Annotated in this window: 20 protein-coding genes; 18 read left to right on the top strand and 2 right to left on the bottom strand. The window is 69.6% G+C overall.

The features are described 5' to 3' along the window. Window positions 1-45 precede the first annotated feature (45 nt). The 6 genes from ABXS86_RS03835 to ABXS86_RS03810 all read left to right on the top strand — a co-directional run bounded on the left by ABXS86_RS03835 (window position 46) and on the right by ABXS86_RS03810 (window position 8,018). Window positions 46-1,302, top strand: a complete 1,257-nt coding sequence (locus ABXS86_RS03835; protein ID WP_409988239.1) for an MFS transporter — start codon at window positions 46-48, stop codon at window positions 1,300-1,302. Between the two features lie 124 nt (window positions 1,303-1,426). Continuing rightward, window positions 1,427-3,703, top strand: a complete 2,277-nt coding sequence (gene treS / locus ABXS86_RS03830) for a maltose alpha-D-glucosyltransferase (protein WP_409988246.1) — start codon at window positions 1,427-1,429, stop codon at window positions 3,701-3,703. A 74-nt stretch (window positions 3,704-3,777) separates the two neighbouring features. Next, window positions 3,778-4,332: a GIY-YIG nuclease family protein gene (locus ABXS86_RS03825; RefSeq protein WP_353665669.1), complete on the top strand. Its 555-nt coding sequence runs from the start codon at window positions 3,778-3,780 to the stop codon at window positions 4,330-4,332. A 76-nt stretch (window positions 4,333-4,408) separates the two neighbouring features. After that, a complete protein-coding gene (locus ABXS86_RS03820) occupies window positions 4,409-5,143 on the top strand; it encodes a hypothetical protein (protein ID WP_353665668.1) in 735 nt (244 codons plus the stop codon). A 101-nt stretch (window positions 5,144-5,244) separates the two neighbouring features. Further along, on the top strand, window positions 5,245-6,864 hold the full coding sequence (locus ABXS86_RS03815; protein WP_353665667.1) for a sensor histidine kinase: 1,620 nt from the start codon (window positions 5,245-5,247) through the stop codon (window positions 6,862-6,864). After that, on the top strand, window positions 6,861-8,018 hold the full coding sequence (locus ABXS86_RS03810) for a diguanylate cyclase domain-containing protein (protein ID WP_353665666.1): 1,158 nt from the start codon (window positions 6,861-6,863) through the stop codon (window positions 8,016-8,018). Before ABXS86_RS03815 ends, ABXS86_RS03810 begins: the two co-directional genes overlap by 4 nt. 4 nt (window positions 8,019-8,022) lie before the next feature. On the opposite strand, the gene ABXS86_RS03805 is transcribed toward ABXS86_RS03810, so the two are convergent. Then, the gene (locus ABXS86_RS03805) at window positions 8,023-8,394 is read right to left on the bottom strand and encodes a response regulator transcription factor (RefSeq protein ID WP_307210689.1); all 372 of its coding nucleotides are present in this window, start codon (window positions 8,392-8,394) and stop codon (window positions 8,023-8,025) included. A 98-nt stretch (window positions 8,395-8,492) separates the two neighbouring features. Here ABXS86_RS03805 and coaE point away from each other — a divergent pair, with 98 nt between their 5' ends. The 3 genes from coaE to ABXS86_RS03790 all read left to right on the top strand — a co-directional run bounded on the left by coaE (window position 8,493) and on the right by ABXS86_RS03790 (window position 11,691). After that, a complete protein-coding gene (gene coaE, locus ABXS86_RS03800; RefSeq protein ID WP_353665665.1) occupies window positions 8,493-9,092 on the top strand; it encodes a dephospho-CoA kinase in 600 nt (199 codons plus the stop codon). 90 nt (window positions 9,093-9,182) lie between these two features. Continuing rightward, window positions 9,183-11,252 (top strand): excinuclease ABC subunit UvrB, encoded by a 2,070-nt coding sequence (gene uvrB, locus ABXS86_RS03795; protein ID WP_144833171.1) that lies wholly within the window; start codon window positions 9,183-9,185, stop codon window positions 11,250-11,252. Between the two features lie 16 nt (window positions 11,253-11,268). After that, window positions 11,269-11,691 carry a VOC family protein gene (locus ABXS86_RS03790; RefSeq protein WP_353665664.1) on the top strand — a complete coding sequence of 141 codons (423 nt, stop codon included), beginning with the start codon at window positions 11,269-11,271 and terminating at the stop codon, window positions 11,689-11,691. A gap of 271 nt (window positions 11,692-11,962) precedes the next feature. Here ABXS86_RS03790 and ABXS86_RS03785 read toward each other — a convergent pair whose 3' ends face one another. Continuing rightward, entirely contained in the window at window positions 11,963-12,205 is a 243-nt protein-coding gene (locus ABXS86_RS03785; RefSeq protein ID WP_409988238.1) for a hypothetical protein, read from the bottom strand. A gap of 27 nt (window positions 12,206-12,232) precedes the next feature. On the opposite strand from ABXS86_RS03785, the gene ABXS86_RS03780 reads away from it, so the two are divergent. The 9 genes from ABXS86_RS03780 (at window position 12,233) to tpiA (ending at window position 23,714) form a co-directional block, all read left to right on the top strand. After that, complete coding sequence (locus ABXS86_RS03780; protein ID WP_307210705.1) at window positions 12,233-12,661, top strand: MarR family winged helix-turn-helix transcriptional regulator; 429 nt, start codon at window positions 12,233-12,235, stop codon at window positions 12,659-12,661. An 82-nt stretch (window positions 12,662-12,743) separates the two neighbouring features. Next, on the top strand, window positions 12,744-15,710 hold the full coding sequence (gene uvrA / locus ABXS86_RS03775) for an excinuclease ABC subunit UvrA (RefSeq protein ID WP_307210706.1): 2,967 nt from the start codon (window positions 12,744-12,746) through the stop codon (window positions 15,708-15,710). 21 nt (window positions 15,711-15,731) lie between these two features. Then, window positions 15,732-17,657 (top strand): excinuclease ABC subunit UvrC, encoded by a 1,926-nt coding sequence (gene uvrC / locus ABXS86_RS03770; RefSeq protein ID WP_307210709.1) that lies wholly within the window; start codon window positions 15,732-15,734, stop codon window positions 17,655-17,657. Between the two features lie 31 nt (window positions 17,658-17,688). Next, complete coding sequence (rapZ, locus tag ABXS86_RS03765) at window positions 17,689-18,567, top strand: RNase adapter RapZ (protein ID WP_144833179.1); 879 nt, start codon at window positions 17,689-17,691, stop codon at window positions 18,565-18,567. A 41-nt stretch (window positions 18,568-18,608) separates the two neighbouring features. Beyond that, a complete protein-coding gene (gene whiA / locus ABXS86_RS03760) occupies window positions 18,609-19,586 on the top strand; it encodes a DNA-binding protein WhiA (RefSeq protein ID WP_144833181.1) in 978 nt (325 codons plus the stop codon). 387 nt (window positions 19,587-19,973) lie between these two features. Next, a complete protein-coding gene (locus tag ABXS86_RS03755; RefSeq protein ID WP_307210715.1) occupies window positions 19,974-20,600 on the top strand; it encodes a superoxide dismutase in 627 nt (208 codons plus the stop codon). A 103-nt stretch (window positions 20,601-20,703) separates the two neighbouring features. Continuing rightward, complete coding sequence (gap, locus tag ABXS86_RS03750) at window positions 20,704-21,714, top strand: type I glyceraldehyde-3-phosphate dehydrogenase (RefSeq protein WP_094734144.1); 1,011 nt, start codon at window positions 20,704-20,706, stop codon at window positions 21,712-21,714. Between the two features lie 6 nt (window positions 21,715-21,720). Next, window positions 21,721-22,935, top strand: a complete 1,215-nt coding sequence (locus tag ABXS86_RS03745; RefSeq protein ID WP_353665662.1) for a phosphoglycerate kinase — start codon at window positions 21,721-21,723, stop codon at window positions 22,933-22,935. Next, a complete protein-coding gene (tpiA, locus tag ABXS86_RS03740) occupies window positions 22,926-23,714 on the top strand; it encodes a triose-phosphate isomerase (RefSeq protein WP_307210726.1) in 789 nt (262 codons plus the stop codon). The genes ABXS86_RS03745 and tpiA overlap by 10 nt, the downstream gene beginning before the upstream one ends. Window positions 23,715-23,784 lie beyond the last annotated feature (70 nt).

The raw sequence follows: 23,784 nt of genomic DNA, 5'->3' as shown, positions 1-23,784 counted from the left end.
CGCCGCATTCGGCATGACGCCGTCGCACCCCACCGAGAGGAGGGGATGCGGCGGCGTTTCGTCGTATCCGGGCCGGGTAGGGTCGAGACCGTGAGCGGGTTCTCGGGGCACGTACCGGGGAGCCGCGAGTACCGGCGTCTTCTCATCGGACTCTTCTTCGGAGGAGTCGCGACCTTCGCGCAGCTGTACGCCACACAGGCCGTCCTCCCGGCCATCGCCGCCGACGTCGGTGGTGGGCCCGCGGCGGCCGCGCTGACGGTGTCGGCGTCGACGCTGGGTCTCGCGGCGGCCGTCATCCCGTGGTCGATCGTCGCGGATCGCATCGGTCGGGTCCCGGCGATGACGATCGGCCTCCTGGTCGCCACCCTCCTGGGGGCGCTCACCCCGTTCGCCGGCGACATGGGTGTGCTGCTGGCGCTCCGCCTGCTCGAGGGAGCCGCGCTCGGCGCAGTCCCCGCCGTGGCTCTCGCCTACCTCAGCGAGGAGGTGTCGCCACGCCACGTCGCCGCGGCCGCGGGCTCGTACATCGCGGGAACGACGGTCGGCGGATTGTCGGGACGCGTCTTCTCGGGATGGGTCGGTGAACTCGCCGGGTGGCGGTGGGGAGTGGCATCCGTCGTTCTGCTCTGCGTGCTCGCGGCCGTACTGTTCCTCGGCCTCGTCCCGAAGGCACGCGGATTCGTCCCCGGCCGCGCCCGGCGGGAGCGGGGACCGACGATCCGCGCGCGACTGGCCCCCAACTTGCGGTCGCCCGTGCAACTCGCGCTCTACGCGCAGGGCTTCCTGCTGATGGGGGCCTTCGTCGCGGTGTACAACTACCTCGGCTTTCATCTGACGGCTCCGCCGTTCGCCCTCGCGCCGGCGCTGGTGGCCTTGCTGTTCCTCGCCTACCTCGCCGGGACGGCGTCATCGCCGCGCGCGGGCGCCCTGGCTGTCCGGCACGGCCGGCTCCCCGTCCTGCTCTCGAGCATCGGGGTGATGAGCGCGGGCGCCGCACTGATGTTCGTGCCGACGCTCGTCGCCGTGATCCCCGGCCTGCTGCTGTTCACCGCCGGCTTCTTCGGCGCCCACGCCGTGGCATCCGGATGGACACCCGTGGCCGCCGAGCCGAGCGCGCGCGCCCAGGCGTCGTCTCTGTATTACCTCGGCTACTACGCCGGCTCCAGCGTGTTCGGCTGGGCGCTGGGACTGCTGTTCGGCTCGCTCGGGTGGGCGCCGTTCGTCGGAGCGGTCCTGGTCATGTGCGGTGCGGCGTTCGTGCTCGCTGTGGCGGCTCTTCGCGCGCCGCGCGGGGCTCCGTGAGCCACGGATTCATCGACACACCGAGGGGCGAGGTCAATGGCCACCTTCGATGTCGGGGGAACCGACTAGCGTCGATGGTGACGTGAGAGGGAGGTCGCGCGTGGATGACGCCGACGAGCGGACCATGGCGGATGACGCCGTGGTCGATGCGGATCACTTCGACGCGGAGCGTGTCGAGGCCGACGACGTGGCGGAGGCCACGACCGAGATCAGTTACGACGAGCAGCGCTATCCGGCGCGGCCGCGGCGCCTTCGCCCGCGGGATCAGTTCCGCGGCGGCACGCTGCGTCGCTTCCTGACGGATCCGCGCAACGCCAACGGCGGCAACCCCTCCTACGTGGAGTGGCTGGTCCGCCAGTCGATGCTGAAAGATGCCGACGTGTTGAGCCGGCAGCTGTCGGGTCAGCCGTCGATGTGGCGCAACCCGTACGCCCGGCCCGATGCGCGCCGCGCCATCGAGTCGACCGACGTCTGGTTCACGGCCTACCCCATCTCGCTGATCACGCGTCCGGGGGAGTCGTTCCTCGAAGCCCTCGGCGACGAGGCGCTGTGGGAGGCCTTCGAGTGGGTCGGGATCAACGGCATCCACACGGGTCCCGTCAAGCGAGCCGGCGGCATCACGGGCTGGCAGGAGACGCCCAGCGTCGACGGCCACTTCGACCGCATCAGTACGCAGATCGACCCCGAGTTCGGTGACGAGAACGCCTTCCGCCGCGTCGCCGACGTGGCGGAGTCCCACGGCGGCAGCGTCATCGACGACATCGTGCCCGGTCACACGGGCAAGGGCGCCGACTTCCGCCTCGCCGAGATGGCGTACAAGGATTACCCGGGCATCTACCACATGGTCGAGATCCCGCGTGAGGACTGGGACCTGCTGCCCGAGGTGCCCGCCGGTCGCGACTCGGTCAACCTCGACTCCGAGACCGAGCGCGAGCTCAGCGCCCGTGGCTACATCATCGGCGAGCTGCAGCGCGTGATCTTCTACACCCCCGGCGTCAAGGAAACCAACTGGAGCACCACCGCTCCGGTCGTGGGCACCGACGGCCTCGAGCGCCGATGGGTCTACCTGCACTACTTCAAGGAGGGACAGCCCTCCATCAACTGGCTCGACCCCACGTTCGCGGGCATGCGCCTCGTCATCGGCGATGCCCTGCACTCGCTGGGCGACCTCGGCACGAGCGCCCTGCGTCTCGACGCGAACGGCTTCCTCGGTGTCGAGAAGAGCGCGGAGGGGCTCCCGGCATGGTCGGAAGGCCATCCGCTCTCGCACGCGGCAAACCACATCATCGCGGGCATGGTCCGCAAAGTGGGCGGGTTCACCTTCCAGGAGCTGAACCTCACGATGGAGGACATCCGCGACACCGGAGCAGTGGGCGCCGACCTCTCTTACGACTTCGTGACCCGGCCCGGGTATCACCACGCCCTCGCGACGGCGAACACCGAGTTCCTCCGCCTCGCGCTGAACACGGCCCTCGAGACGGGCGTGGAGCCGGTGCAGCTCGTGCACGGTCTGCAGAACCACGACGAGCTGACGTACGAGCTCGTGCACTGGGCGACCACGCATCGCGACACCCTGTACCCCTTCCGACACGAGGAGTACAGCGGCGGAGAGATCGCCGAGATGGTGCGCGCCGACCTCACCGAGAAGCTGACGGTCGAGGCCGACTACAACCTCGTCTTCACGCAGAACGGGATCGCGTGCACCTCGGCCTCGCTGATCGCGGCCACCCAGGGCAAGGCGACGCTCGACGACATCACCGAAGCCGACATCCCGGCGATCCGCGATGCGCACCTGCTGCTCGCCAAGTACAACTCCTGGCAGCCCGGTGTGTTCGCCCTCTCGGGTTGGGACCTCACCGGGTCGCTGACGCTCCCCGCCGACGACGTGCGGCACCTGATCTCGTCGGGGGACACCCGGTGGATCGAGCGCGGAGGGCACGATCTGCTCGACGTCGCGCCCGAGGCGTCGTCGTCGATGTCGGGGATCCCGCGCGCGCGGTCGCTGTACGGGTCGCTCGGCACGCAGCAGAACGACCCCGAGTCGTTCCTCTCGGGACTGCGCGAAGTGCTCCGCATCCGCAGTGAGAACGGCATCGCCGTCGCGTCGCAGGTCGACATCCCGCAGGTCGGGCACCCGAGCATGCTCGTCATGGTGCATCGGCTCGACGGGGGCGATCGACGCGACGAGACTGCGCCGCTGCAGATCACGGTGCTGAACTTCTCGAACGAGACGATCGAGGGCACCGTGCGCTCGGAGTGGCTCGTGCCGCAGAGCACCGCCGTCGACGCCTCCACCGGCGAGACGGTCGGGCGGGTCGACGAGCTGCAGAGCTTCTCGCTCGAGCTCGGCCCCTACGCGGGCCTGTTCCTGCTGCTCGAGGCGCCGGCCGTCGAGGACTGACGCCCGCGGGCGGCCGCCACCGGTGACGGACGGTGGCCGCCCGCGATGTCGGAGGCCGCGCGTAGCCTGACGCCGTGCCCCCCTCTCCTCCCTGTCTGGTCGTCGGCTGCGTCGGCGTTGCAGCGCCCGACGCGCCGATCGCCCTGTGCGCCTGGCACCTCGCGGTGAGCGCCGACTGGTCGGTTGCCCACGAGGGCGTCACCGACGTTCTGCCCACCCCGTGCCTCGTGTGCGGATCGCGCCTCGGCGTCCGTTGGCCGTCGGGATGGCTGTGCGCGGTGTGCGAGTGGCGGCACGGAGAACCCCTCGACGACGAACTCCCCGCTCCGCGGGTCGACGTCGTCTACTACCTGCGCTTCGACGACCGCGTGAAGATCGGCACCACGGCCCACCCGCGCCGCCGCCTCGCCGCGATCTGGCACGACGAGCTCCTCGCGTTCGAACCGGGGGACCGGCTCGTCGAACGTCGGCGCCACGCGCTGTTCGCCGCCGAGAGGTTCGGGCGGACCGAGTGGTTCCGTCGCAGTCCCGCGCTCGACGCGCACATCGCGGGCCTTGCCGCCGGTGTCGACGACCCGTGGGCGCGGTACGCACGTTGGGTGAGCGAGGCCATCGCGCGGCGCGGATGAGGGGGCGGACGCAAGCCCTGTCTCGGCCGTGTCCGTGCCCGTAACGTGGGCGCACACCCGCAGAAAGGCGACCAGCATGGGCTTCCTCGATCGACTCTTCGGTTCCGGTGACGACTCCCGACGCGCCGACGTCCCTCCCGCGCCCCGCGGGACCGCGAGCGAGCTGCGCGACACCGACGGCCGGTACGCGCCGCCTCCGCCGCAGGCTCAGGCCACGCAGGGCGCTGCCCCGGCGGCATCCGGATCATCCGCCGACGAGCAGGCGATCGAGCGCTACCGCTATCTGCTGCGCACCGCTCCGCCCGAGACCGTCGAGCAGGTGCACGCCGAGGCGTTCGGCAAGCTCTCCCCGGAGCAGCGTCAGCAGGTGCTGCAGGAGTTGTCATCGGGCCTCGACCCCGCGGAGCGACCCCGCACCGACGACCCCGACGCGCTGGCGCGAGCCGCCACCCGCGCCGAGTACCGGCAGCCGGGCTTCATGGAGCGCACGTTCGCCGGCCGTTCGTTCTCGAACGGCCCCGGGTTCGGCTCGATGCTCGGGGCGTCGATGCTCGGCACGATCGGCGGGTACGTCGTCGGATCCGCGTTGGTCGGGGCCCTCTTCGACCCGGGGTACGGGGCGGGGTACGCCGACGGTGCAGCGGCGGATGACGCCGCCGGCGACGCGGGCGCTGCCGATGCCTCGCCGACGGATGCCGGCGGAGCGGATGCCGGTGGCGACATCGGCGGAGGATTCGGCGGCGACGCCGGAGGCGGGTTCGGCGGCGACTTCGGTGGCGGCGATTTCGGTGGGGGCGACTTCGGGTTCTGAGCCGGCCGGCGGGACCGAGACGGCGCCTCGCCGGAGGATCCGCGCGAGAAACCGCTCCCACCTCCCGCGGCGGCGCCTGGGAGAACGCTATGGTCGAGGCCATGGCGCCCTTCAACCCGAGCGAAGGTCTCGGCCTGCGGCGCAGCATCGTCTCGAACCAATCGCTGCTCGCAGCGGCGGCCACGATCGGTGTGATCGTGTCGATCGTGCTCGGCCAGGTGCGCGATCCGTCGTTGTTCTTCGTCGGCGCGGCCGTCGTCTACGCGGGCACGATCGCGGCCGTGCTGGTGCGCTGGGAGGCGCTGCCGCGCTGGGCGCTCCTGCTCCTGCCCGGCGCCGACGTGGTCGTCATCGCCCTGATGCGCGAGAGCGCCCCCGTCGCGGGCCTCGGGCTGCTGTGGGCGTTCCCGGCGCTGTGGATCGGCGGGTCGTTCGGACTGCGGGGCGTGGTCGGGGTCTCGAGCGTCGTCAGCATCCTGCTGCTGCACCAGACCATCACGGACAACGAGCAGCGCTTCGCGTCGTCGACGTTCATCCTGCCGTTCATCATCGCGGCGCTGTCGTCGATGGCGCATCTGACCGCGCGCCGGGCGAGAGCGCAGCGGGCCCTGCTCGAGAAGCAGTCGGCCGAGCTGCGTCGCGCGGTCGCGCGGGCGCAACGCCAGGAAGACCTCGTGACGGAAGTACTCGACGCCGTCGACTTCGGTGTGACGCGCATCACCGCGACGGGCGAGTTCGCCGTGACGAACACCGCGCACGGGCTGCTGCTCAACACCACGGATGCGTTCGGGCACGAGATTGCGGTCTTCGCCGCCGACGGCTCGACGGCCATCGCCGCCTCGGCGAGCCCCCTCGCCCGCGCGCGCGCCGGCGAGGTGTTCGAGAGCGAGATGGTCTGGTACGGGCTCCCCGGTGAGGACCGGCGCGCCCTCAGCGTCACCGCGCGCCGCCTTCCCGCGCCCGATGGGGTCGACGCCGGGGGAGTGGTCGTCTCGCGCGACGTCACCGTCGAGGAGCAGGCCCGCCGTGCGCGCGAGGACCTCGTCGCGAGCGTCTCGCACGAGCTCCGCACCCCGCTGACCTCGATCATCGGCTACCTCGATCTGGTGCTCGACGACGACACCCTCGACGACGCCGCGCGCGACCGCCTCGAGATCGCGGAGCGGAACGCCTCCCGGCTGCTCGAACTCGTGGCCGACATCCTCGCGCAGTCCACGGCCCCGGGAGGGGGGAATGCCGTCGAACTCGACCGCAGCCCCACCGACATCGCCGCGCTGGTCCGCGCCGCGATCGAGTCGATCCAACCGCGTGCCCGGGACCACGGCATCCGGATCATCACCGGTGAGATCGCCGGGGTCCGCGCCGTCGTCGACGCCCGACGCGTGCGTCAGATCGTCGACAACCTGCTCTCGAACGCCGTCAAGTACATTCCCCGCGGCGCCTCGATCACCGTGGCGGTGACCGCCGACGTGCAGTCGCTGTCGATCGTGGTCGCGGACGACGGACCGGGGATCTCGCCCAGCGAGCAGGCGCGCCTGTTCGAAAGGTTCTTCCGCGGAGACGCGGTACGCAAGACCTCGACGCACGGCAGCGGCCTCGGGCTCGCCATCAGTCGCGACCTCGCGCGCGCGCACGGCGGGGAGATCACCGTGCGCACCGCCCCGGGCGAAGGCGCCACATTCACCGTGCGGCTGCCGCGCGACCCGAAGGAGGGCGCATGAACCTCGACCTGCTCAGCCTGCAGACCGCCGCATCGGTGGTCATCGTCGTGTCGGCCGCGATGTACCTGCTCGACACGCTCATGCTCAAGGACGGCCTCCCCGGCCGCCTCTGGGCGAGTGCGTATCTGGCGGGCACGTTCTCGGCCCTCTGCTATCTAGGCTGGCTCCTGCTGCCCGACGTCTACCTCGCGATCGCGCTCGGCAACGGCGCCTTTGTCGCGGCGACGGGGTTCATCTGGCTCGGATGCGTCGCCTTCAACGGGCGCCCCGTGCGCCTCCCCTCGTTGATCGTGGCGGCCGTCGGGCTGATCGTCGTCGTCGCGGCCCTTGCCGCGGGTCCAGACGGCGGGGACTGGGCGGGAGCGGTGGCGCTCTTCCTCGGCAACGCCGCCCTCGCCGTGGTCGGTGCCGTCGAGACCCGTCGCGGCGCGATCCGACGACGGTGGAGTTCCACCGGGTTGACGTTGGTGCTGGGGATCGAGGCGGTCTGGTTCGCGGTGCGCACGGTCGTCTTCGTCAGCCTGGGGCCCGACAGCGAGCTGTTCCGGATGGTGTTCGACACGCGGGTGTCATCGCTGCTCACGATCACGCTGGTGATCGCGGCAGTCGTGGTGACCTCGGCCCTGCGGGCCAACGAGTCCGCGCTACGCGGGCCGGGCACGGCGAAGTCGTTGTCGGTGGATGCCGACGGCGTGCTCTTCCGCGAATCGTTCGAGGCGACGATGACCATCGTCTGCGCGCGTGCCGAGGGAGCCGACGAGGGTGTCGGTCTGATCGGCGTGCGCATCGACGACCTGCGGCGCGTCGCCGTGGCTTTCGGGCCCGACGAGGCGGACTCGATCGCGGGCGAGTTCCGCGCATCGGTGCGCCGTCACGCGCCCACCATGGCGCTGGTGGGAGAGGTCGACGCCGCCGGAGTCGCGGTGGCGTTCACCACCACGGCGACCACCGACGTGAGGCGGGTCGCGCGCATCCTGCACGAGCGGGTCGTCGCCGACCTCGCCCGTCTGGGGCCGTCGGTCGTTCCGGTGGTGGGCATCGGCATGGCGCTCACCGCCGACCACGGGTTCGATGCCGCGGCGCTCATCGCACGCGCGGACGAGGCTGCCTCGCACGCCGCCGCGACCGGCACGCAGCCCTTCGGACTGGTCTGAGCGCTCAGGCGGAGGCGTCGAGGAGCGACTCGACGCGTTGGCGCAGCTCACGAGGGCGGAACGGCTTGGTGAGGTAATCGTCGGCGCCGGCCTCGCGTCCGGCACGCTGCTCGGCGTCGTCGGCACGGGCACTGACCATCAGGATGCGCGTCGTGCTGAACGCGCGGATGCGGCGGGCGGTCTCGAACCCGTCGATCCCGGGCATGCTCACGTCGAGCGTGACCACGGACGGGTCGTATCGACGGACCAGCTCGATGCCGTCGAGACCGGTCGCGGCCGCATGCACGACGAACCCGGCTCCCTCGAGCACCGTCGACACGAGAAGACGGATGTCGAGGTCGTCTTCGATGACGACGGTGGTGCGCGTGGTGGACATGGCGGAGCTTTCAGGGCCGAGCGGGCGGCGGCCTTCTCGAATGCTAGACGACGCGACGGATAGCCGCTGGGGGGTGGCGCGTGTGGCATCCTCGTCGGGTGCCTCTTCTCGCGCTGACCGGCGGCATCGCCTCGGGCAAGTCGACCATCGCCTCCCTCTTCGCCGCCCACGGAGCCGTCGTGGTCGACGCCGACGCCATCGTGCGCGAGGTGCAGGCCCCGGCATCCCCGGTGCTCGCCGAGATCGAGCGCGAGTTCGGGGCCGAGGTCATCCGCCCCGACGGATCGCTGGATCGTCCTGCCCTCGGCGCGCGCGTGTTCGGGCATCCCGAGCGGCTTGCGGCGTTGAACGCCCTCGTGCATCCCGCGGTGCGCGCCGAGTCGGAGCGACGCTTCCGCGAGGCGTTCGCTGTGGATCCCGCTGCGGTGGTCGTCTACGACGTGCCCTTGCTCGCGGAAGCACGCGGTGGCGACGCCTGGGACCTCGTCGTGGTCGCCCACGCCCCGGCCGAGCAGCGGGTGCACCGCCTCGTGCACGAGCGCGGGATGACGGATGCCGACGCCCGAGCCCGCATCGGCTCGCAGGTCGGCGACGAGGAGCGTCTCGCGCTGGCCGACGTGGTGATCGACACGGCGACGACGATGGACGACACCCGCGCGCAGGTCGACCGGCTCTGGGAGCGGATCACCGCCCGCTGAGACCGCTCACCGGTTCGTCGGGGCGGTCGCGCTCGCGCTGGGCGAACGCAAGCCGACCCCGATGTCGGAGGTCCCGCCTACGCTGGAATCATGCAGGCCACGCGTTCCGTCCGTCCCTTCGAGGTCATCAGCGAGTACACCCCGTCCGGTGATCAGCCGCAGGCGATCGCCGAGCTCGCCGGGCGCATTAACGCGGGTGAGACCGACGTCGTGCTGCTCGGTGCCACGGGTACCGGAAAGTCGGCGACGACGGCCTGGCTCGTCGAGCAGGTGCAGCGGCCCACGCTCGTGCTCGCCCACAACAAGACCCTCGCGGCGCAGCTCGCGAACGAGTTCCGAGAGCTCATGCCCAACAACGCGGTCGAGTACTTCGTGTCGTACTACGACTACTACCAGCCCGAGGCCTACGTGCCGCAGACGGACACCTTCATCGAGAAGGACAGCTCGATCAACGCCGAGGTCGAGCGTCTGCGCCACTCGACCACGAACTCGCTGCTCTCGCGCCGCGACGTGGTGGTGGTGTCGACCGTGTCGTGCATCTACGGTCTCGGCGCGCCCGAGGAGTACCTGCGCGCGATGGTCGCGCTGCAGGTGGGGGAGCGCTACGACCGTGACGCGCTCATCCGCAAGTTCATCTCGATGCAGTACAACCGCAACGACGTCGATTTCTCGCGGGGCAACTTCCGCGTGCGCGGCGACACGATCGAGATCATCCCGGTGTACGAGGAGTACGCCATCCGCATCGAGATGTTCGGCGACGAGATCGAGGCGCTCTACACACTGCATCCGCTCACCGGCGACGTGATCGAGAAGATGGCCTCGGTGCCGATCTTCCCGGCGTCGCACTACGTCGCGGGCACCGAGACCGTGCAGCGCGCGATCGGCACGATCGAGCATGAGCTCGAGGAGCGCCTCAAAGAGTTCGAGATGCAGGGCAAGCTCCTCGAGGCCCAGCGACTCCGCATGCGCACGTCGTTCGATCTCGAGATGCTGCAGCAGCTCGGCTTCTGCTCGGGCATCGAGAACTACTCCCGGCACATGGACGGCCGCATGCCCGGCGATCCGCCGCACACGCTGCTCGACTTCTTCCCCGACGACTTCCTCCTCGTCATCGACGAGTCGCACGTGACGGTGCCGCAGATCGGCGCCATGTACGAGGGAGACGCGTCGCGCAAGCGCACGCTCGTCGAGCACGGCTTCCGCCTGCCCAGCGCCATGGACAACCGCCCGCTGCGGTGGGACGAGTTCAAGGAGCGCGTCGGGCAGACGGTCTACCTGTCGGCGACCCCGGGGCGCTACGAGATGGGTATCGCCGACGGCGTCGTCGAGCAGATCATCCGCCCCACCGGACTCGTCGACCCCGAGATCATCGTGAAGCCCTCGAAGGGGCAGATCGACGACCTGCTCGAAGAGATCCGCATCCGCGTCGAGAAAGACGAACGCGTGCTGGTGACCACCCTGACCAAGAAGATGGCCGAGGAGCTCACCGACTTCCTCGGTGAGCACGGGGTGCGCGTGCGCTACCTGCACTCCGACGTCGACACGCTCCGCCGCGTCGAGCTGCTCACCGAGCTGCGCGCCGGTGTGTACGACGTGCTGGTGGGCATCAACCTGCTCCGCGAGGGTCTCGACCTCCCCGAGGTCTCACTGGTCGCGATCCTCGACGCCGACAAAGAGGGATTCCTCCGCAGCGGCACGTCCCTCATCCAGACCATCGGCCGCGCCGCTCGAAACGTGTCGGGCGAGGTGCACATGTACGCCGACAAGATGACCGACTCGATGGCGAAGGCCATCGAAGAGACCGAGCGTCGCCGCGAGAAGCAGATCGCCTACAACACCGAGCACGGCATCGACCCGCAGCCGCTGCGCAAGAAGATCGCCGACATCACCGAGGTGCTGAACCGCGAGGCCTCCGATACGAAGAAGCTGCTGGCACGCAACGACAAGGCGGGCAAGGGCAAGTCGCCCACACCGTCGCTGCGCCGGACCGGGATCGCGGCCGAGGGTGCCGACCAGCTCGAGTCGACGATCGCCGACCTGACGCAGCAGATGCTGGCGGCCGCGTCGGAGCTGAAGTTCGAGCTCGCCGGACGCCTTCGCGACGAGGTGCAGGACATGAAGAAGGAGCTGCGCGCCATGGAACGCGCGGGTCACGCCTGAGACCGGGAGGGTCGTCATGGAGCAGCGCCTCACGCTCGTCACGCTCGGAGTGGCCGATCTCGATCGCGCTGTCGCGTTCTACCGCGCGCTCGGATGGCGGGAGCACCGCTCGTCGGTCGCCGGCGAGGTGGCGTTCTTCGACACCGGCGGCCAGGTGCTCGCGCTGTGGGGTCGCGCAGAACTCGCCGCGGACTCGGGAGTCGTGGACGGCGGAGGATGGGGCGGGGTGACCTTGGCCCACAACGTCGCTGACACCGCCGAGGTCGATGCCATTCTGGCGAGCGCCGAAGCGGCCGGGGCGCGGCTCGCGCGCCTCGGTGCGGAGACGCCGTGGGGCGGCTACTCCGGAGTGTTCGTGGATCCCGATGGGCACCCGTGGGAGATCGCCGTCAACCCCGGCTGGCCCTTGGACGAGCAGGGCAGGCCCGACCTCGACTGAACGGGCCGCCGTGGGCTGGACGCGGGGCGCAGCGCCGAGGCGCTCGGGTCCGTGCGCTGAGCGTCGCGTGTGGCGCCGGAAGTGTGTGCTGAGCGCAGCGCCGAAGCCTTGGGGCCTGTGTGCTGAGGCCGCGGTGGCTCTCGGGTCTGCGCTGAGCGCCTCGCCGCCGCCCGCGGACCCGTGCGCTGAGTGCAGCGCCGAGGTCCTCCGGTCCACCGGTGGCGGCGTCGCACGAGTAGTCCTGCGCGTCAGCCCACCGGCGCTGGGTGGCTCAGGGGCAGTGCAGCAGGGGCTTGGGTCTCGACCGGTCGACGCTGTGCTCGGTCATCGCGTGACCGCACAGGGGGCAGGGGCGACCCGTGCGCACGGGTTCGGGCGTGGTCTCGTACGGGCCGACCGACGCCGGCCCGGCGACGCGGATCAGTCGCGTGTTGAGGTACTGGTACCAGCCCCCGGCTTCGCGGACGCGCTCGCGCAGTGGCGGGCGTTCCGGATCCTTTCGTGTCATGATCATTAGTGTACTAAGTATTTGGGAGGGTGCGTGGACGATCCACTGAAGCTCGAGAACCAGGTGTGCTTCGCGCTCGTCACCGCCGCGCGCAACGTGGTGTCCATCTACCGGCCGGTGCTCGAGCCGCTGGGGCTCACCCACCCGCAGTACCTCGTGATGCTCGCTCTGTGGGAGCAGGCGCCGCGCTCCCTGGGTGCGCTGGCCGCAGAGCTCGCGATGGAACCCGCGACGCTCTCGCCGCTGGTCAAGCGCCTCGAAGCGCAAGGGCGCGTGGTGCGCTCCCGCCGCAGCGACGACGAGCGCGTGCTCGACATCGACCTGACCGATGAGGGCCGGGCGCTGCGCGAGGCGGCCCTCGAGGTCCCGGGCAAGATCATGCAGCGCGTGGGCGTCGACGAGCGCGCGTTGCGCGCGTTGCGCGACGGGCTCGCCCCCTTCGCGGCGGATCCGAGGCAGTGATCGAAGGGCTCGCACCTTCGCACATTCGTGCGCCCGGGGCGAACCCGGGGCCGATGTCGGAGGTCCGACCTAGACTTAACAGGTGCCCATCGTTCCCGTCTCCTCGCCCTCCTCTGCGGCGAATTCCGGCTCCAGCGGAAAGCTGAGTGTCCGGGGTGCCCGCGTCCACAATCTGAAGAACGTCGACCTCGACATCCCGCGCGACTCCCTCGTCGTCTTCACGGGTCTGTCGGGTTCGGGCAAGTCGAGCCTCGCGTTCGACACGATCTTCGCCGAGGGTCAGCGTCGGTACGTGGAATCGCTGAGCGCTTACGCGCGTCAGTTCCTCGGCCAGGTCGACCGCCCCGACGTGGACTTCATCGAGGGTCTCAGCCCCGCGGTGTCGATCGACCAGAAGTCGACCAACCGCAACCCTCGGTCGACGGTGGGCACCATCACCGAGATCCACGACTACATGCGTCTGCTCTGGGCGCGCATCGGCGTGCCGCACTGCCCCGACTGCGGCGCACGCATCCAGCGTCAGACGGTGCAGCAGATCGCCGACCAGCTCATGGAGCTGCCCGAGCGCACGCGCTACCAGATCGTCGCCCCCGTCGTCACGCAGAAGAAGGGCGAGTTCGTCGACCTCTTCAAGGAGCTGAGCGCCAAGGGCTACGCCCGTGCGGTCGTCGACGGTGAGCTCGTGCAGCTGTCGGAGCCCCCGACGCTCAAGAAGAGCTACAAGCACGACATCGCCGTGGTGGTCGACCGACTCGTGGCATCCGGAGACAACCTCAGCCGCGTCACCGACTCCGTCGAGACGGCGATGGGCCTCGCCGGCGGCATCATGCAGGTCAATTACGTCGACGAAGAGGGCGACGACGCATGGCAGTCGTTCTCCGAGAAGCTCGCGTGCCCCAATGGGCACCCGCTGCAGCTGACCGAGATCGAGCCCCGCACGTTCTCGTTCAACGCGCCGTTCGGCGCCTGCCCCGTCTGCTCCGGCCTCGGCACCCGCATGTCGGTCGACGTCGACCTCATGCTCGGCGACGAGGAGCTCTCGATCCGCGAGGGCGCGATCCTGCCCTGGACCACGCAGGGCAAGGGACTGTTCCAGTACTACGAGCGCCTCCTCGAGGGCCTCGCGCGCGACCTCGACTTCTCGCTCGACACCCCGTGGAGAGACCTCTCGCACGACGTCCAGCAGGCGGTGCTGCGCGGTGAGAACTACAAGGTCACCGTCAAGTGGAAGAACCGCTACGGTCGCGAGATGCGGTACGCCTCCGGCTTCGAGGGCGTCGTCCCCTACATCGAGCGCCAGTACCTGCAGGCCGAGTCCGACACGCAGCGCCAGCGCTGGTCGGAGTACCTGCGCGAGGTGCCCTGCGCCGTGTGCGACGGCGATCGCCTGAAGCCCGAGGTGCTCGCCGTGCTCGTCGACGACACCTCGATCGCCGCGGCCTCGCGCATGAGCCTGGCCGACGCGCGCGAGTTCTTCTCGAACCTCACGCTCACCGACCGCGAAGCGACCATCGCCGCGGCGGTGCTGCGCGAGATCCGCGCGCGACTCGACTTCCTGCTCCAGGTCGGACTCAACTACCTCAGCCTCGGGCGCGCGGCGGGCACGCTCTCGGGCGGTGAGGCGCAGCGCATTCGCCTGGCCACGCAGATCGGCTCCGGACTCACGGGCGTGCTGTACGTGCTCGACGAGCCCTCGATCGGCCTGCACCAGCGCGACAACCGCCGTCTCATCCAGACCCTCGAGACGCTGCGCGACCTCGGAAACACCCTCATCGTCGTCGAGCACGACGAAGAGACGATCCACGCCGCCGACTGGGTCGTCGACATCGGACCCCGCGCCGGCGTCGACGGCGGCAACGTCGTGCACTCCGGTCCGCTGGCCGGGCTCCTCGACGACGAGGCTTCGCTCACCGGGGCCTACCTCTCGGGCCGCCGCTCGATCGAGGCGCCCAAGAAGCGTCGCAAGATCGACAAGAAGCGCCAGGTGAGCGTGGTCGGTGCGCGCGAGAACAACCTGCAGAACGTCACCGCCGACTTCCCGCTCGGCGTGCTCACCGCCGTCACCGGCGTGAGCGGCTCGGGCAAGTCGACCCTGGTCAACGGCATCCTGTACGAAGTCCTCGCCTCCAAGCTCAACGGCGCGCGGCGCGTGCCGGGCAAGCACACCCGCGTCACGGGCCTCGACAACCTCGACAAGGTCGTGCACGTCGACCAGGCGCCCATCGGCCGCACCCCGCGCTCGAACCCCGCGACCTACACCGGAGTGTTCGACCGCATCCGCAGCCTCTTCGCCGAGACGCCCGAGGCGAAGGTGCGCGGCTACCAGGCCGGGCGCTTCAGCTTCAACGTCAAGGGCGGACGCTGCGAGGCCTGCTCGGGCGACGGCACGCTGAAGATCGAGATGAACTTCCTGCCCGACGTCTACGTCGACTGCGAGGTCTGCCACGGCAAGCGGTACAACCGCGACACCCTGTCGGTGCACTACAAGGGCAAGAACATCGCCGAGGTACTCGAGATGCCCATCTCCGAGGCCGCCGAGTTCTTCGAGCCGATCCAGGCGATCCACCGCTACCTCAAGACCCTCGTCGACGTGGGCCTCGGATACGTGCGCCTGGGCCAGTCCGCGACCACCCTGTCGGGTGGCGAGGCGCAGCGCGTCAAGCTCGCGACCGAGCTCCAGCGCCGCAGCAACGGTCGATCGATCTACGTGCTCGACGAGCCCACGACCGGCCTGCACTTCGAAGACGTCTCGCTGCTGCTCAAGGTGCTCAACGGTCTCGTCGACAAGGGCAACACGGTCATCGTGATCGAGCACAACCTCGACGTGATCAAGAGCTCCGACTGGGTCATCGACCTCGGCCCCGAGGGCGGCGCGGGTGGCGGCACGATCGTCGCGACGGGCACCCCCGAGCAGGTCGCCAAGGTGGCGGAGAGCCACACCGGCGCGTTCCTCGCCGAGTTGCTCGAGACCGGCCGCACGGGCGCGCAGCGCAACACCGCGACGGACGCCGGAAGCGCCGAGCGGGAGCTCGTGGGCGCGGCGGGCTGAGCCGTGGCATCCCGAGAACGGATGTCGCAGCTCCCGTACCGACCGAAGGCCGGAGAGATCCCCACCAACCCGGGGGTCTACCGGTTCCGCGATGCCGACGGGCGCGTGCTGTACGTCGGCAAGGCGAAGAACCTCCGCGCGCGTCTGTCGAACTACTTCGCTCCGCTGCACTCGCTGCACGAGCGCACGCGCCGCATGGTCACGACGGCCGCGAGCGTGGAGTGGACGGTCGTGCCGAGCGACGTCGACTCGCTGCAGCTGGAGTACATGTGGATCAAGGAGTTCGATCCGCCCTTCAACGTCCGCTACAAAGACGACAAGTCCTATCCCTTCATGGCGATCACCCTCGCCGACGAGGCGCCGCGGGTCATCGTCACGCGCAACCCGAAGATCCGCGGGGCGAAGTACTTCGGTCCGTACCCCAAGGTCTGGGCGGTGCACGACACCATCGACCTGATGATCAAGGTCTTCCCGATCCGCACGTGCAGCGACTCGTCGTACAAGAAGGCGATGGCATCCGGACGACCCTGCTTCCCGGGCCAGATCGGGCGCTGCGGCGGCCCCTGCTCGATGAAGGTGACGATCGAGGAGCACCGCGCGATCGTCAACGACTTCGTCTCCTTCATGTCGGGCGGCGACCAGCGCTTCGCGCGAGAGCTCACCGCCCGCATGAAAGAGGCCTCGGCGGCGATGGACTACGAGTCGGCCGCGCACTACCGCGACCGCCTGCAGGCCATCGACGCTGTGCTCGGCAAGAGCGCCCTCGTGCTGGCCTCCGACACGGATGCCGACCTCTTCGGCATCGCGGAGGACGAGCTCGCCGCGACCGTCCAGCACTTCGTCGTGCGCGGCGGGCGCGTGCGCGGTGTGCGCGCGACGACGATCGAGAAGGAGATCGACATCTCGGGCGCCGAGCTCGTCGATCAGGTGCTGCAGCGCACCTACGGCGACGCGGATGCCACCGACATCCCGCGTCAGGTGCTCGTGCCCGAGCTGCCCGACGACGCCGAACAGCTCGAGGACTGGCTGCGCGAGCGCCGCGGCCGGCCCGTGACGCTGCAGGTCGCCCAGCGCGGACGCAAAGCCGATCTGCTGAAGACCGCGACCCTCAACGCCCAGCAGGCCCTCATGCTGCACAAGACCCGCCGCACGAGCGACTACGTGGCGCGGTCGCAGGCCCTGACCGACCTGCAGGAGGCCCTCGGCATGACCGAGGCGCCCCTGCGCATCGAGTGCTTCGACATCTCGCACCTCGCGGGCACCAACGTCGTGGCATCCATGGTCGTCTTCGAAGACGGCCTCCCGCGCAAAGACCAGTACCGCTCGTTCGGCGTCGCCGAGACCACGGACGACACCGACTCGATGTACCAGGTTCTCACGCGGCGTCTCGCCTACCTCGACCGGCCCGAAGAGATCGAGCCGGAGACGATGGGCGGAGCGATCGTCACCGCCCCCGACTCGGAGGAGGCCACGGCCGACGGCGAGGTCGTCACGGCGCGCAAGCGTCCGCGCTTCGCCTATCGCCCGCAGCTGCTCGTGGTCGACGGCGGTCAGCCGCAGGTCGCCGCCGCCGCGCGCGCCCTCGCCGACGCCGGACACGAGGAGATCGCGCTGTGCGGCATCGCGAAGCGACTCGAAGAGGTGTGGCTGCCGGGGGAGGAGTATCCCGTGATCCTGCCGCGCACCTCCGAGGCCCTGTACCTGCTGCAACGCCTGCGCGACGAGGCCCACCGCTTCGCGATCGTGCATCAGCGCAAACGCCGAAAGCGCGACATCACGAGCGTCCTCGCCGAGGTCCCCGGCCTGGGTGATTCGCGGATCAAGGCGCTGCTGCGGCATTTCGGCTCGGTGTCGGCGCTGAAGAACGCCACACCCGACGAGATCATGGAGCTCCCCGGCATCGGACCGACCCTCGCTGAGAACATCCACACCCATCTGGCTCGGTAGGCTGGACCGACACGACGGGAGGCGGTCACCCATGGAACCGGCACGAGACGAGCCAGGTGAGGTGCTGATCGTCACGGGCATGTCGGGCGCCGGGCGATCCACCGTCGCGAACTCACTCGAAGACCTCGACTGGTACGTGGTCGACAATCTGCCCCCGCGCATGCTGCGGCCCCTGCTCGAACTCACCGAGCTCGCCGGCGGTGCCGTGCCCCGCGTGGCCGTGGTCGTCGACGTGCGCGGACGCACGCTGTTCGGCGACCTCCCCGAGGCGATGCGCACCCTGCAGGCCGGTCGGCAGGTGCGCGTGGTGTTCCTCGACGCCTCCGATGCGGTGCTCGTGCGGCGCTTCGAGGCGGTCCGCCGTCCGCACCCCCTGCAGCACGACGGCACGATCCTCGACGGCATCCGGCGCGAGCGGGAGCGTCTGGCCCCGGTGCGCGAGGCCGCCGACGTCGTCATCGACACCTCGGCCCTCAACGTGCACCAGCTGTCGCTGCGCACCGTCGAGCTGTTCGGCGAAGAGGGCGCGGCGCGTCACACCGTGACGCTCATGAGCTTCGGGTTCAAGTACGGGCTGCCGCCCGACGTCGACCTGGTCGCCGACATGCGGTTCCTGCCGAACCCGTTCTGGAACGACGAGTTGCGCCCGCTCACCGGTGAGGATCCCCGCGTGCGGGAATATGTGCTGGGCCAGCAGGGCGCCGAGGAGTTCCTGGGGTCGTACGCGGCGGCGCTGCGCCCCGTGCTCGAGGGATATCAGCGCGAGAACAAGCGTCATTCCGTGGTGGCCGTGGGCTGCACGGGGGGTAAGCACAGATCGGTGGTGATGGCGCGCGAGCTCGCTGCACGTCTGGCCGATGTGCCCGGGGTGGCCGTGCGGGTGGCTCACCGCGACCTCGGTCGCGAGTAGGCTGTAACGTCGTCCCCGCCGCCCCCCACCCGAGGAGAACCGTGCCCCTGACCGCCGACGTGAAGGCCGAGCTCATCACCGTCCGTGACCCGCGCCCGACCGCGCGCGTCGCCGAGCTCACGGCCCTCCTGCGCTTCTCCGGGGGTCTGCACTCCATCGCCAACCGCGTCGCCGTGGAGGCCGAACTCGACTCCGACGTGCTCGCGCGCCGTGTCGCCCGCGACCTCATGGAGCTCTACGGCGTGCGCCCCGAGCTGCATCACGTGCAGGGCTCCGGCGGACGCACGGGCGGGTTGTTCGCGGTGCGGGTCATCGAAGCCGGCGAAACCCTCGCACGTCAGACGGGTCTTCTCGACCAGCGCCGTCGCCCCGTCCGCGGGCTGCCGAACAAGCTCACGACCGGCTCGCGTTCCGATCTGAGCGCGATCTGGCGCGGCGCGTTCCTGGCCGCCGGAACCCTCAGCGACCCGGGCCGCTCCGCAGCTCTCGAGATCTCGTGCCCCTCGTCGGAGGCCGCGATGGCCCTCGTCGGCGCGGGCCACCGCATCGGCATCCCGGCCAAGGCCCGCGAGGTGCGCGGAGTGCCGCGTGTCGTCGTGCGCGACGGTGAGGCGATCCGCGGCGCCCTCTACGAGATGGGCGCGCGTCGCACCGCGGGGGAGTGGGACCAGATGCGTCAGCGCCGCGAGGTGCGCGCGGGGGTCAACCGCCTCGTGAACTTCGACGACGCGAACCTACGGCGTTCCGCCCAGGCGGCCGTCGCCGCATGCGCCCGCGTCGAGCGTGCGCTCGAGATCCTCGGCGACGAGGTTCCCCCGCACCTGCAGCAGGCGGGCGAGCTCCGCCTCGCCCACCGCGACGCGAGCCTCGACGAGCTCGGCCACCACGCCGACCCGCCCCTCACGAAGGACGCCGTCGCCGGCCGCATCCGCCGCCTGCTCGCGATGGCCGACAAGAAAGCCGAAGTCGACGGGATCCCGGGTACCGAGGCCGCCGTGCCCGTCGGCGCCGACGACTGACCCGGATCAGACCTGCCGAGGTCGACGGGATCCCCGGCACCGAGGCCGCCGTGCCCGTCGGCGCCGACCACTGAGAGAAGATCTTCCCGGATGCCGTGAGCTCACGGCATCCGCGAGTTCGCGCTGCCACCGGTTCCGCGGCATCCGCGCCCGATGGTCCTGCCGCCGTCAGGGTCTCGCGACCTCCGGCCAGCCCTTCGCGACGCGCCCGGGTCGTCTACTCTCCGTCATTCGGGGAAGCAACCCTGGGGGTGCGGCGTTGACCCTCAATAGGATGAAGACGTCACCCTCGCTGCTCGATTCCTCGACCGTCGTCTCGGCACGTCGTATCGGCAAGTCGTCTCGAAACAGAGGTCTGGGGCAGCGCCCGATTCGGAAGTAGAGAACATGGCGAAGTACACGCTGCCCGAACTGCCCTACGACTACTCGGCGCTGGAGCCGCACATCAGCGCGACGATCATGGAGCTGCATCACAGCAAGCACCACCAGACCTACGTCAACGGCGCCAACACCACTCTCGACCTTCTCGCCGAAGCGCGCGAGAAGAACGATTTCGCCAACATCAACCGCCTGCAGAAGGACCTCGCGTTCAACCTCGGCGGCCACACGAACCACTCGATCTTCTGGACGAACCTCTCGCCCAACGGTGGCGACAAGCCCACCGGCGACCTCGAGTCGGCCATCGACGACCAGTTCGGTTCGTTCGACGCGTTCCGCGCGCAGTTCACCGCTGCCGCCCTCGGCGTGCAGGGTTCGGGCTGGGCGGGTCTGTTCTGGGACTCGATCGGCGAGAACCTCGTCATCCAGCAGTTCTTCGACCAGCAGGGTCAGATCGTCGCGGGCACCGTGCCGATCCTCCTGCTCGACGTCTGGGAGCACGCGTACTACCTCGACTACAAGAACGTGCGCGCCGACTACGTGAAGGCGTTCTGGAACATCGCGAACTGGGATGACGCCCAGCAGCGCTTCGCCGCCGCCCGAGAGAAGACCGCGGGTCTGCTGGTACTGTCGTAAACGGTGCGGCGTCCCGGTGGGACACCTCACCGGGACGCCGTTGTCCGCCAGCGAACACCGCAATCACGCGCTTCTCGCGCACAACTGATTCAGGAGATATTCCGTGACCGTCAAGATCGGAATCAACGGCTTCGGCCGTATCGGACGCAACTACCTCCGCGCGGCTCTCGCGCAGGGTGCCGACCTCGAAATCGTGGCGGTGAACGACCTCACCGACAACAAGTCGCTGGCGCACCTCCTCAAGTACGACTCCGTCGGCGGCGTGCTGACCGAGGACGTCTCGTACACCGCAGACTCCATCACCGTCGGCGACAAGACCATCAAGGTCTTCGAAGAGCGCGACCCCGCCAACCTCCCCTGGGGCGAGCTGGGCGTCGACATCGTCATCGAGTCGACCGGTCGCTTCACCAAGGCCGAAGACGCCAAGAAGCACATCACCGGTGGTGCCAAGAAGGTCCTCATCTCGGCTCCCGCCACGGGCGACGACGCGACCATCGTCATGGGCGTCAACGAAGAGACCTACAACCCCGAGACCGACGTCATCATCTCGAACGCGTCGTGCACCACGAACTGCCTGGCGCCCCTCGCCCAGGTGTTCAACGAGGCCTTCGGCATCGAGCGCGGCTTCATGATGACCGCTCACGCCTACACCGCCGACCAGAACCTCCAGGACGGCCCGCACAGCGACCTGCGTCGCGCGCGCGGTGCGGCGATCAACATCGTCCCCGCCTCGACCGGTGCCGCCAAGGCCATCGGCCTGGTGCTGCCCGAGCTCAACGGCAAGCTCAGCGGCTCGTCGTACCGCGTTCCGGTTCCCACCGGCTCGATCGTCGACCTCACGATCGTCACCCCCACCGAGGGTCTGACCGTCGACCAGGTCAACGAGGTCTACAAGAAGGCCGCTGCCGAGGGTCGCCTCAACGGTATCCTGCAGTACACCGAAGACCCGATCGTCTCGAGCGACATCCAGGGCAACCCGCACTCGTCGATCTTCGACGCCGAGCTGACCAACGTCAGCGGCAACCTCGTCAAGGTGTCGTCGTGGTACGACAACGAGTGGGGCTACTCGAACCGTCTCGTCGACCTGACCGAGTACGTCGCCGAGCGTCTCTGACCCTCCATGGCTCTGCGCACCCTCGATTCGCTGGGGTCGCTGGCCGGCACGCGCGTCATCGTCCGTTGTGATCTCAACGTTCCTCTCAAGGACGGGATCATCACGGACGATGGCCGCGTGCGCGCGTCGCTGCCGACCCTCAACGCACTGATCAACGCCGGCGCGCGTGTGGTCGTGTGCTCGCACCTGGGCCGCCCCGACGGGGCCCCCGACCCGAAGTACTCCCTCGAGCCGGTCGCGCAGCGCCTGTCCGAGCTTCTCGGCCAGCCGGTCGCGTTCGCGCGCGACACGGTGGGCGAGTCGGCTCAGGAAGCCGTGGCCTCGCTCGAGAACGGTGAGGTCGCCGTCATCGAGAACCTCCGCTTCAACGCGGGGGAGACCTCGAAGGACGAGTCCGAGCGCCAGGCCTTCGCGCGGGAGCTCGCCGGTCTCGGCGACGCCCTCGTGTCGGACGGCTTCGGCGTCGTGCACCGCAAGCAGGCGAGCGTCTACGACCTCGCTCAGCTCGTGCCCTCGGCCGCCGGCCTCCTCATCCAGAAGGAGCTCGAGGTCCTCGACCGTCTCACCGAGAACCCCGAGCGCCCCTACACGGTCGTGCTCGGCGGCTCGAAGGTCAGCGACAAGCTGGGCGTCATCGAGCACCTGCTGCCGCGCGTGGACAAGCTCCTCGTCGGTGGCGGCATGATGTTCACCTTCCTCGTGGCCGAAGGGCACAAGGTCGGCGCGAGCTTGCTCGAGCAGGACCAGATCGACACCGTGAAGGGCTACATCGCTTCGGCGAAGGAGCGCGGCGTCGAGATCGTGCTGCCGGTGGACGCCGTCGTCGCAGCCTCGTTCTCGGCGGACGCCGACCACGTGGTCGCCGACGCGGACGCCCTCGAAGACACCGCCTTTGGTGCGTCCGGTCTCGGCCTCGACATCGGACCCCGCACCGCGGAGATCTTCGCCGAGGCCGTCCGCGGTTCGCGCACCGTCTTCTGGAACGGCCCGATGGGCGTGTTCGAGATGAAGGCGTTCGAGGCCGGTACCAAGACCGTCGCCCAGGCGCTCACCGAGGTCGACGGCCTCAGCGTCGTCGGCGGCGGCGACTCCGCGGCGGCCGTGCGTCAGCTCGGATTCGCCGACGAAGCGTTCGGTCACATCTCCACGGGTGGCGGCGCCAGCCTGGAGTTCCTCGAAGGTAAGAAGCTCCCCGGACTGGAGGTCCTCGGATGGCAGTGACCAGAACCCCCCTCATCGCCGGCAACTGGAAGATGAACCTCGACCACCTGCAGGCGGTCGCGTTCGTTCAGAAGCTGCACTGGACGCTGAAGGAAGCCAAGCACGAGAACGGCAGTGTCGAGGTCGCGGTGTTCCCGCCGTACACCGACCTGCGCACCGTGCAGACGCTGCTCGACGCCGACAAGATCGAGTTCGCCCTCGGCGGTCAGGACCTCTCGGCCCACGACTCCGGCGCGTACACCGGCGAGATCTCCGGTCAGTTCCTGGCCAAGCTCGACGCGAAGTACGTGATCATCGGGCACTCCGAGCGCCGGCAGTTCCACCACGAGACCGACGAGGTCATCGCGGCGAAGACCCAGGCGGCCCTCCGCCACGGTCTCGTCCCGGTCATCTGCGTCGGTGAGACCTCGGAAGACCTCGAGAAGTTCGGCGCGAGCGCCGTTCCCGTGGGTCAGCTCGAGGTCGCTCTCGAGGGCGTGTCGTCTGACGCCGACATCGTCGTGGCGTACGAGCCGGTCTGGGCCATCGGCTCGGGTCAGGCCGCGACGCCCGATCAGGCCCAGGAGGTCTGCGCGAAGCTCCGCGCGGTCGTCGCCGACAAGCTCGGTGCGGATGCCGCAGCACGCACGCGCGTGCTCTACGGCGGTTCGGTGAAGTCGGGTAACATCGCCGGCTTCATGCGCGAGCCCGATGTCGACGGTGCCCTGGTGGGTGGCGCGAGCCTCGTCGTCGACGAGTTCGCGGCGATCATCCGCTTCCAGAAGCACGTCGGCGTCTGACGCCTTCTCGGGTGCCCGCGGCTCACCGCCGCGGGCATCCGTGCGTCTGAGACGCGTCCCCGTATACTTG

Origin of the sequence: Microbacterium sp. che218 (genome assembly GCF_040436305.1) — a bacterium.
Taxonomy (GTDB): Bacteria; Actinomycetota; Actinomycetes; order Actinomycetales; family Microbacteriaceae; genus Microbacterium; species Microbacterium algihabitans.
Note: the sequence above shows the minus strand (reverse complement) of the source record. Positions and strands in the feature narration are given on the sequence as shown.